General features: G+C 62.7%; 8 protein-coding genes. 6 read left to right on the top strand and 2 right to left on the bottom strand.

Annotation, left to right across the window (positions count from 1 at the left end; all coding sequences use genetic code 11):
* From RUW20_RS08720 to RUW20_RS08745, 6 genes are all read left to right on the top strand, one after another.
* The coding region (locus RUW20_RS08720; protein WP_313951821.1) for a (2Fe-2S)-binding protein at positions 1-966 on the top strand (966 nt) is incomplete at its 5' end.
* A gap of 17 nt (positions 967-983) precedes the next feature.
* Entirely contained in the window at positions 984-1,292 is a 309-nt protein-coding gene (gene nirD / locus RUW20_RS08725) for a nitrite reductase small subunit NirD (RefSeq protein ID WP_313951822.1), read from the top strand.
* A gap of 29 nt (positions 1,293-1,321) precedes the next feature.
* Complete coding sequence (locus RUW20_RS08730) at positions 1,322-2,533, top strand: nitrate/nitrite transporter (protein WP_313951823.1); 1,212 nt, start codon at positions 1,322-1,324, stop codon at positions 2,531-2,533.
* An 83-nt stretch (positions 2,534-2,616) separates the two neighbouring features.
* Positions 2,617-4,299: a bifunctional protein-serine/threonine kinase/phosphatase gene (locus RUW20_RS08735; protein ID WP_313951824.1), complete on the top strand. Its 1,683-nt coding sequence runs from the start codon at positions 2,617-2,619 to the stop codon at positions 4,297-4,299.
* Positions 4,300-4,361: 62 nt separating this feature from the next.
* Positions 4,362-7,235: a glycosyltransferase gene (locus RUW20_RS08740; RefSeq protein WP_313951825.1), complete on the top strand. Its 2,874-nt coding sequence runs from the start codon at positions 4,362-4,364 to the stop codon at positions 7,233-7,235.
* Positions 7,232-8,104 (top strand): glycosyltransferase family 2 protein, encoded by an 873-nt coding sequence (locus RUW20_RS08745; protein WP_313951826.1) that lies wholly within the window; start codon positions 7,232-7,234, stop codon positions 8,102-8,104. Before RUW20_RS08740 ends, RUW20_RS08745 begins: the two co-directional genes overlap by 4 nt.
* On the opposite strand, the gene RUW20_RS08750 is transcribed toward RUW20_RS08745, so the two are convergent.
* Entirely contained in the window at positions 7,988-8,830 is an 843-nt protein-coding gene (locus RUW20_RS08750) for a glycosyltransferase family 2 protein (protein WP_409559329.1), read from the bottom strand. The genes RUW20_RS08745 and RUW20_RS08750 overlap by 117 nt on opposite strands.
* 161 nt (positions 8,831-8,991) lie before the next feature.
* The coding region (locus tag RUW20_RS08755) for a TolC family outer membrane protein (RefSeq protein WP_313951828.1) at positions 8,992-10,029 on the bottom strand (1,038 nt) is incomplete at its 5' end.

The following is a 10,029-nucleotide window of genomic DNA, read 5'->3' on the forward strand; positions in this document are numbered from 1 at the left end:
TGCGGCTGCACGGAATTCTCGCACCAGGAAGTACGCGACGCGATTCGTCAGCAGCCACTGCTGAGCATTGGCGAAACCATGCGTTTCCTTGAATGGACGACGCCCGACGGCTGCGACAAGTGTCGCCCGGCACTCAATTACTACCTGATCTCTACCTGGCCGAAACAGGCGCAGGACGACCCGCGCTCGCGCTACATCAACGAGCGCGCGCACGCCAACATCCAGAAGGACGGCACCTATTCGGTGGTGCCGCGGATGTGGGGCGGGCTGACCACTTCCGCCGAATTGCGGCGCATCGCCGACGTCGCCGACAAATACCAGGTGCCGACGATCAAGGTCACCGGCGGGCAGCGTATCGACCTGCTGGGGATCAGGAAGGAAGACCTGATCGGCGTCTGGAAGGACCTCGACATGCCTTCGGGGCACGCTTACGGCAAGTCGATCCGCACGGTCAAGACCTGCGTCGGCGCCGAGCACTGCCGCTTCGGCACGCAGCTGGCCATGGACATGGGCGTCAAGCTCGAAAAGATGCTGTTCGACATGTACTCGCCGCACAAGGTCAAGCTCGCCGTTTCCGGTTGTCCGCGCAACTGCGCCGAAGCCGGCATCAAGGACGTCGGCGTGATCGGCGTCGATTCGGGCTACGAGCTGTACGTCGGCGGCAACGGCGGCATCAAGACCGAAGTCGCGCAGTTCTTCGTCAAGGTCAGCAGCGACGAAGAGGTGATGGAGTACGCCGGCGCATTCCTGCAGCTGTACCGCGAGGAAGGCTTCTATCTCGAGCGCACCTGCCACTACCTCGAACGCGTCGGCCTCGACCACGCCAAGAGCCGCGTCGTCGATGACGCGGACAACCGCAGGGCGCTGCACGGCCGCCTGCTGGCCGAGTTGAAAGACGCCAGGGACCCGTGGGCCGAGCGCGTTGCCGGCGTCGCGCGGAACGAATACGAAATGCTTGCGGTATGACCGACGGGAGAACAGAAATGGCTGAATGGAAATCGATCTGCAAGATTGACGAGATCCCGCGACTGGGCAGTCGCGTTGTCAGATCAACGGGCGGCGACATCGCCGTCTTCCGCACCTCCGGTGACGAGGTGTTCGCCCTGCGCGACCGCTGTCCGCACAAGGGCGGGCCGCTGTCGCAGGGAATGGTGCATGGCAACCAGGTGACCTGCCCCCTGCATGGCTGGAAGCTGCATCTGGATTCCGGCGAGGCGGTGGCCCCCGACCAGGGCTGCTCACGGCGCTACCCGATCCGCGTCGAAAGCGGGACGGTCTTCCTCGAAATCTGACACCCGACTCCAACCAACGGACCACGACAATGGACAACTCGTTCTGGAAAGCCGGCCACCGGCCGACCCTCATCGCTTCCTTCCTCTACTTCGACCTCGCTTTCATGGTCTGGGTGATGCTCGGCCCGCTCGGCGTGCAGATCGCCAGCGATCTCGCCCTGACGCACGCCCAGAAGGGCATGATGGTGGCCACCCCCGTACTCGCCGGTGCCCTGCTGCGCATCGTCATGGGCCTGCTGGTCGACCACCTGAAGCCCAAGCTGACCGGCGCCATCGGCCAGGTGGTGGTGATGGTCTCGCTGTTCTTCGCCTGGCGACTGGGCGTGCACAGTTACGAGCAAACCCTGATCCTGGGCATTTTCCTCGGCGTCGCCGGGGCCTCGTTCGCCGTCGCGCTGCCGCTCGCCTCGCGCTGGTATCCACCGGAGCATCAGGGAACGGCGCTCGGTATTGCCGGCGCCGGCAACTCGGGTACCGCACTCGCCGCGCTGATCGCGCCGAGTCTGGCGATCGCCTACGGCTGGATCAACGTCTTCGGCCTGGCACTGATTCCACTGCTGCTGGTCTTCATCTACTACATGATCGCCGCCAAGGACTCGCCGGAATGTCCGCCACCGAAGTCTCTGGCCGAGTACCTGAAGGTGCTCAAGGACAAGGACGCGTGGTGGTTCATGTTCTTCTACTCGGTAACCTTCGGTGGTTTCGTCGGCCTCGCTTCGTCGCTGACCATCTACTTCAACATCCAGTACGGACTCGACGCCAAGACTGCCGGCTTCTTTACCGCCGCCTGCGTTTTCGCGGGTTCGCTGGTACGGCCGATCGGCGGCAACGTCGCCGACCGTATCGGCGGCATCAAGAGCCTGTCGGTGATGTATGTCTTCGCCGCAGCCTTCCTGGCCATCGTCAGCATCGGCCTGGCGGAAGCGTGGATGGCGTTGATCGCCTTCGTCGGCGCGATGCTGGCACTGGGCATGGGCAATGGCGCGGTCTTCCAGCTGGTGCCGCAGCGCTTCCGCAAGGAAATCGGCGTCATGACCGGGCTGGTCGGCATGGCCGGTGGCGTTGGCGGCTTCTACCTGGCCTCCTCGCTCGGCTACGCCAAACAGATCACCGGCAGCTATCAGGCCGGCTTCCTGATCTTCGCCGCACTGGCCCTGCTGGCGCTGGCCGGGCTGAGCGCCGTCAAGAACCGCTGGCGCACCACCTGGGGTGCCGCGCACCTGACCGCGGCGAAGATCTGACTTGCCAGTCGTTTCGAACCTGAGGGGCAGCAGAGTACATTGCGTACTTTGTGCCCCTCTCTCGTTTTCGGAGCCACACCTGCATGCCGCTTAGCGTCGACATCGGCCATTCCTCGCTCACCGGCCCGCGCCAGCGTAACGAGGACTTCTGCGGCATGGTCACGCCGCACGGGGCGGAACTCGACAACAAGGGACTGATCGCGGCAGTCGCCGACGGGGTTGGCGGCCACCAGGGCGGCCGCGAGGCTGCCGAATACACCGTCCGCGGCCTGCTCTCGGACTACTACGCAACGCCCGACACCTGGAGCGTGCCGCATGCGCTGGAAAGAGTCGTCGTTGCCCTGAACCGCTGGGTGATAACCCAAGGCGGCCGGCAAGCGGAGCTCACCGGCATGGCGACGACGCTGACCATACTGGTCCTGCGTGGCCGCCGTTACGTCTGCGGCCACGTCGGCGATTCTCGCCTTTACCTGCTGCGCGACGGGGTGTGCACGCAACTGACCGTCGATCACCTCTGGGAACACCCGGAACTCAAGAACGTGCTGTCGCGCGCGGTCGGCCTCGACCGCCACTTTCGGATCGATTTCGCCGACGGCGAGTTGAAAGAAAACGACTGCTTCCTGCTCTGTTCCGACGGCGTTTGGGGCGTACTCGGCGACGCGCGCATCCGCGCCACGCTGCTCGCCCATCCCGACGCGCAACGCGCCGCGGCAGCTCTGACCAGCCTGGCGCTGGCCGCTGGCGGCGAGGACAACGCCAGTGCGGTCGTCGCCCGCATCCAGGAACTGCCGGCGGAGAATCTGCGCGACTCGCTCGAAGGCACTTTGCGCCTGCCCCTGCCGCCGCTGTTCAAGCCGGGGCAGGAAATCGACGGGCTGCGGATTGACGAAGTGCTGCACGACTCGCGCGCCACGCTGCTCTACCGCGTGACCGACCAGGCCTCCGGCCAGCAACTGGTGCTCAAGACGCTGCGCCCGGAGCTGGCCAACGACCCCGACGAAATTCGCTCGCTGATCATGGAGGAGTGGCGCGGGCGGCGCATCGCCTCGCCGTATTTCGCGCAACTGTTGCCAGCCGAAGGACGCAGCTGCCTCTACTATCTGCAAACCTGGCACGAAGGTGCGACGCTGCAGCGAATGCTCGATTCGGGCCTGCATTTCACCGTCGCCGACGCTGTCCAGCACGGCGTCCGGCTGATGAAGGGGCTCTCGGCACTGCACCGCCTCGACGTCGCCCACCGCGACATCAAGCCGGACAATATCCACATCGGCCGCGACGGCCGCCTGCGCATTCTCGACCTCGGCGTCGCCCTCAGCCTGTCGGAAGACGACCCCGCGGTCGGCAGCCCGGGCACCCCGAGCTACATGGCACCGGAGCTCCTTGCCGGCGAGCGGGCCGGCCCGACGCACGACCTCTACGCCGCCGGCGTCACTCTCTATCACCTGCTGACCCGCAAATACCCGTACGGCGAGATCGAGCCCTTCCAGCACCCCAAGTTCGGCGAGCCGGTAGCGCCGACCCGCTACCGCCCCGACATTCCCGGCTGGCTGGAAAACGTCCTGCTCAAGGCGGTCGCCAAGGATCCCGCCCAGCGCTTCGAAACCACCGAGGAATTCCTGCTGGCACTGGAACGCGGCGCCAGCCGACCGCTCAGCCGACCGCCGGCAACGCCGCTGGCCATGCGTAGCCCGCTGCTCACCTGGCGGATCATCGCCGGGGTCTCGCTGCTGTTCAATCTGATCTTGCTGATGTTGCTGACGCGCTGAGCTGCGGGGCAGGCCAGGCCGCGAGGACGGATGGCGGATACCCCGATAAATCCGCTCAAAACATGAACTGCTCGGTAAAATGCGCCTACGATGGCCATCGCGCCTGTCACATCAGCCCGTTGCACATGACACCCTCGACCGAAATAGAAATCTCCTCCCTCCCACTGGTTTCGATTCTGATCCGCAGCATAGACCGGACGCATCTGCTACAGGAAGCTTTGGCGTCGGTTGCTCGACAATCCTACGCACGGATTGAAATTCTGGTGGTGGCGGCTGTTCCCGATCATTCGGCGATGGAAACTTCCTGCGGCCCCTATCCGCTACGCCTGATTCCGACCGACGACCCTCTGCATCGCTGCCGTGCAGCGAACGTTGCCCTCGCCGCCGCGCGCGGCGCCTATCTGCTCATTTTGGACGATGACGACTGGCTCCTTCCCGAGCATGTGGAGAAACTCGTCGAGGCGCTGGCGGAGGCGCCGGAGTTGCTGGCTGCATATACCGGGGTGCAGCCCTCCGATCCTGCCGGTAACGCCCAGGGCCCGGCCCTCGGGCTGCCGTTCGACGATCTGCGCCTGCTGGCAGGAAACTGGATGCCACCGCTTGCCGTATTGTTTAGACGCGAAGTCATCGACCTGGGCTGCCGTTTCGACGAAAGTCTCGATCTTTTCGAGGACTGGGATTTCTGGCTACAGATCTCGTGCCATTCCGCCTTCGCCCATGCTCCCGGGGTTTCCGCCCATTACCGCATCCACGCGAGCTCGGGAGTGCACGAAAACGCGCCGTTCGTCGGCCCGGCATATTCCCATCTGTATGGCAAGTGGCGGCACTTGTGGAGTGAAGGGCAAGTGGCGCAAATGATGGCCCGCGTTTGGGCCTTCCCTGACCAGCAACAGCGTATTGCCGAGCAAGAAGGCGGCATCGCTCAGCTGAAACAGCGTATTTCGGCTCTGGAACAACAAATCCGCACTCAGGATCAGGTGCTCGACGAAAGGCAGGAGCACATCGAGGCCATCTGGCGCAGTAGAAGCTGGCGCATCACCAGGCCGTTGCGCGGCTTGCACCGGGCAACTTTCGTCATACCGCTTCTGAACAAGGCGATTCGCAACCCAAGGCGGGCCTGGCGATTCGCGCAGCGCGCCGCACAGCAGACACCCCGCGGGGACTGGCAGGGGCTGCTACGACGACTACTGAAGCCAGAGACCCGTGCCAACGCCAACTACAGCAATTGGCTCGCCCGCTTCGAACCAGCGGCTGAATCGTATCCACGGTTTCGCCAGGCAGCCGAGGCCTGGCAGCCGCCACCAATCATCACCGTGGTGATGCCCACCTATAACTCCGACGTGGAACTCCTGGAAGCAGCCATAGGGAGCGTTCTGGGCCAGGTTTATCCCCATTGGCAACTGTGCATTGCCGACGACGCGTCCGACTCTCCCGAAGTCAAAGCACTGCTCGAGCGCCACGCCTCGACAGATCCTCGCATCCAGGTCGTCTTCCGCCCGGTCAACGGTCACATTTCCGCCGCCAGCAACTCGGCACTGGCTCTGGCGGAAGGCGACTTTGTCGCTCTTCTCGACCACGACGATCTGTTGCATCCGCTGGCCTTGTGGTTCATCGCGCAGGCCATTGTCGAGCATCCCGAGGCGAGCTTGATCTACACTGATGAAGACAAACTTTCGCTCGATGGCGAGCGCTGCGATCCGTACTTCAAATGTGATTTCAACTACGAACTGGTGCTGGCGCAGAACATGCTGTCGCACTTGGGCTGCTACCGGCGCGCCCTGTTGAACGAGATCGGCGGGTTCCGGGAAGGCTTTGAAGGTTCGCAAGATTACGATCTCGCCCTGCGCGCGGTTGAACGCCTGCGGCCGGATCAGATTGTGCATATTCCTCGAGTGCTGTACCACTGGCGCATCGTCGCCGGAAGTACGGCGAGCTCCATCACCCAGAAGCCCTACGCTTTGACAGCCGCCCATCGGGCACTGAAAGAGCATTTGCAACGCCGCGGGATTGCGGCGGAGGTGATGCCCGCGCCGGAGATACCGCACTACACCAGGGTCCAATTCCCGCTGCCGACGCCGTCGCCGCTGGTCAGCATTCTGATTCCCACGCGCGACCGCGCGCAGCTGCTAAGCGTGTGCATCGAGTCCATACGCCAGCGCACCACTTACACGCCTTACGAAATCATCGTCGTCGATAATGGCAGCGAAGAGGCAAACACGTTGCAGTTACTCGACCGCTTGCGCGACAGCGGCGTCCGAGTACTATCGGACGATGGCCCATTCAACTATTCTCGCCTCAACAACGGTGCGGCCGAGCAGGCACAGGGCAGCGTGCTGTGCCTGATGAACAACGACATTGAAATCATCACGCCGCACTGGCTGGAGGAAATGGTTTCCTTTGCCGAACAGGACGGCGTCGGCGCCGTGGGCGCCCGCTTGTGGTACCCCACCGACAAGCTGCAACACGGCGGCGTGATCCTCGGCTTGGGCGGCGTCGCAGGACATTCTTTCTTGAATTACGAGCGGGGTGAAACCGGCCATTTCGGCAGAGCGGCCTTGCATCAATCGCTGAGCGCGGTTACTGCGGCCTGCATGGTGGTGAAGAAATCCATCTATCAGGAAGTTGGCGGCCTCGACGAGCGACTCTCGGTGTCCTTCAATGACATAGATTTCTGCCTGCGGCTTCGCGAGGCGGGCTATCGCAACGTCTGGACGCCCTACGCAGAGATGTTTCACCACGAGTCGGCTAGCCGCGGCCAGGAAACAACGCCCGCAAAACAGGCACGCTTTGCCTCCGAAGTGGCGTTCATGAACGACAAGTGGGCCAACGAGTTGCTTGACGACCCGGCTTATTCGCCCAACCTCACCCTTACCGCCAATGATTTCAGCCTTGCGTGGCCGCCGCGCATCGCCCAAATCTCCTTTGACCGGTCATGATCGCTGTTTCCATCGTCAGCCACGGTCACGGTGCCATGGTGGAACGCTTGGTGTCCCAATTGTCGGCGTTCCAGGAAGTCAGCAAGATCATCGTCACCCGGAACGTTCCGGAAAGCTCAGCCTTACAGGATGGCGAGCGGTTGAAAATTATCAACAACAGCGAACCCGAGGGCTTCGGCGCAAACCATGCGGCCGCCTTCCTGCATTGCCACGCGGAATACTTCTGCGTCCTCAACCCGGATATTGAACTCCCGACCAACCCTTTTCCCGCACTCATCGCCTGCATGGAGGAACATGCCGCCTGCCTGTCAGCACCCCTGATCGTGGCGCCGGACGGCAGCATCCAGGATAGTATGCGCCGCTTCCCGACACCGGCGTCCCTGGTCAGGAAAGCCATGGGAAGCGCGGACGGGCGTCATGCAGCGACCGCCGGGCAGTGCTCTTTTTACCCGGAATGGGTCGCGGGCATGTTCATGCTGTTCCGCAGCGCGGATTTCGCCCGGCTGGGTGGATTCGACACTCGCTACTTTCTTTATTACGAGGACGTGGACATCTGTGTGCGTGCCTGGCAAGCGGGTCTGCGGGTAGTCGCCTGCCCTGCCGCAATCGCCATCCATGATGCACGACGAAGCAGCCGTCGCAGCCTGCGTCACTTGCTCTGGCATGTGAAAAGCATGATTCGCTACTTGCTGCGCTACTCGGGACGGCTGCCAGCGATACCTCCGCCGAAAGCTGGAGGTAGCGCAAACTCGTCAACTCAACTTGCCGGAAACGCCCCTGATGCCGTCGCGAAACCCGCGCCACATCATGCGCAGATTGGCCAAGCGGTTGGGCGCCAGCAAGCCGAAAAAGAAGACCATCTGAAATAGGCGCGACAGATCAGCGCGCCTCCACGTTTTGGGCATGTACGGTCTTTGGCGAAGCAGGATGCTGTTGCGGAAGATATAGTAATAACGAAAAGAAGAATGAACCGGGATCTTGCGCCAACGCAGGAACCAGATATCCATTCGCCGCTCACCAAGACAGTGGTGCATCACGGCATCGCACACACCGAAAACCCCGAAGCCCAGGGAGCGCGCCCGGAAACACCATTCGGTATCGACATGGTCGATAAAGAGCCGCTCGTCCATTGGCCCGACGGTTGCGACAGATTTCATCAGCAACAGGGAACCGGATGAAATGAGGAAATCCACATGCACGGCACACGCACGCTCATCGCAGCCGACACGGTTGAAGCGGAAGGCGCCGGCGCGGACGAATTGAGACAGAGAACCGTCAGTGGCATCGCGATAACGGGGCCCGACCGCAGCCACCGGCAGTCCCTGTTTGGCTAGTTCGACCTGGGCGGCGCGAAGCGTGGCCACGGCCCCGAGTTCCAGTTCGCTATCCTGGTCGAGCAGCAGCACGAACGTGGCTCCACGCAATCGCGCCTTGTCCAGGCCAACATTGTAGCCACAGCCCAATCCCAGATTGTCGTCCTGGATCACCACGTCGACTTCGGCCCGGAAGTTTCGACTGGCCGCCTGTAGCCAGGCGCAGGGCGACATTTTCGACGCGTTGTCGATCACGATAATGGCGGAAACCTGCCGCGCCACGGACTGCAGGACACGCAGCAAGGTATCTGGAGCCGGATTGTGGGTGACCAGGACGGCGACCACATCCGGACAGTATTCGCCCTCGCTAGGGAGGGTCGCTGGCTTTACCGCGAAATAGGACCTCTGCATGGGTATGTCGATCGAAACGGGCGAAGCCGCACTCAATGCGGTGGCAAGAGCAGTCCCGCGATCTCGGCAACATCCCGTTCCGACAGCACTCCGGATGCGGACTTCAGCTGCAGCGTGCTCATCAGAACCTCGTACCGCGCCTGAGCCAGATCACGCTTGGCAGCAAACATCTGTCGTTCGGCGTCGAGGACGTCGGTATTGGTCCGAACTCCGGCCGTCATTCCGCGCCTCATCCCTTCGACCGCCACCACGCTGGCATCGACCGCCGTGAGAAAGGATTGGACCTTGCTACCACCCACCTCGACGGCAAGAAAATGGCGTTCAACTTCAACGGAAGCTTCAGTCACGGCCGCGTCGAGTTCGGCCCGTGCACGTTCCCGGTTGGCGACCGCCTGCCCGGTCAGAGCGTTCACTCGGCCCCCGGCAAACAACGGTATGTTGAGTTGAACGCCTACGGTATTGATCGAGCTCTTCTGATTGAGCGTTGAAAGGGTCTCATTCTCGGCTTTCAGCGCACGCGCGATGAAGTCGAGTTGCGGCAAATGACCGGCGCGATTGCGCTCCACCTCGAGGCCGGCCAATTCGTAGAGCTTGCGTTGCGCGCGAATCGCCGCGTTGTTGTCCTGTGCCAGCGCCAACCATTCATCGAGAGCGCTGGGCCGTATGCCTGTTGGCATGAAATCCGGCCGCAGCACCCACAGCGGCGACATTGACTTGCCGGTCATGCCCTCCAGTTTGCGCAGGGCGACCGTCGAGCGGTCCAATGCGTCGTCACGACGCGCGCGCGCGAGTTGCAGCCTGGACTCGGCTTCCGCGACGTCAGTGATGGTGCCTTCACCGCCCTTGCGCCGCCGCTCGGCCAACTGGCGCTGCGCGCCATAGGCCGCGATTTCGGCATCAGCAAGACCCAATACATCCGACGCGAGAAGGGTTTCCAGGTAGGCCGCCGCGACCTTGACTGCCAGTTCCGCCTCCTTCCGGTCAAACACCGCATCGCTGTAAGCAGCCTGGACACCTCCCTGTTGGTAGCGCACAAGACTCTCATAGTTGAACAAAGGTTGCCGCAAGGT

Source organism: Accumulibacter sp. (genome assembly GCF_032229525.1).
In the GTDB taxonomy this organism is placed as follows: Bacteria; Pseudomonadota; Gammaproteobacteria; order Burkholderiales; family Rhodocyclaceae; genus Accumulibacter.

Coding starts and splice junctions, on each gene's coding strand:
- nirD (WP_313951822.1), top strand. CDS start 984: ATGGCTGAATGGAAATCGATCTGCAAGATTGACGAGATCCCGCGACTG.
- RUW20_RS08740 (WP_313951825.1), top strand. CDS start 4,362: ATGAACTGCTCGGTAAAATGCGCCTACGATGGCCATCGCGCCTGTCAC.
- RUW20_RS08730 (WP_313951823.1), top strand. CDS start 1,322: ATGGACAACTCGTTCTGGAAAGCCGGCCACCGGCCGACCCTCATCGCT.
- RUW20_RS08745 (WP_313951826.1), top strand. CDS start 7,232: ATGATCGCTGTTTCCATCGTCAGCCACGGTCACGGTGCCATGGTGGAA.
- RUW20_RS08735 (WP_313951824.1), top strand. CDS start 2,617: ATGCCGCTTAGCGTCGACATCGGCCATTCCTCGCTCACCGGCCCGCGC.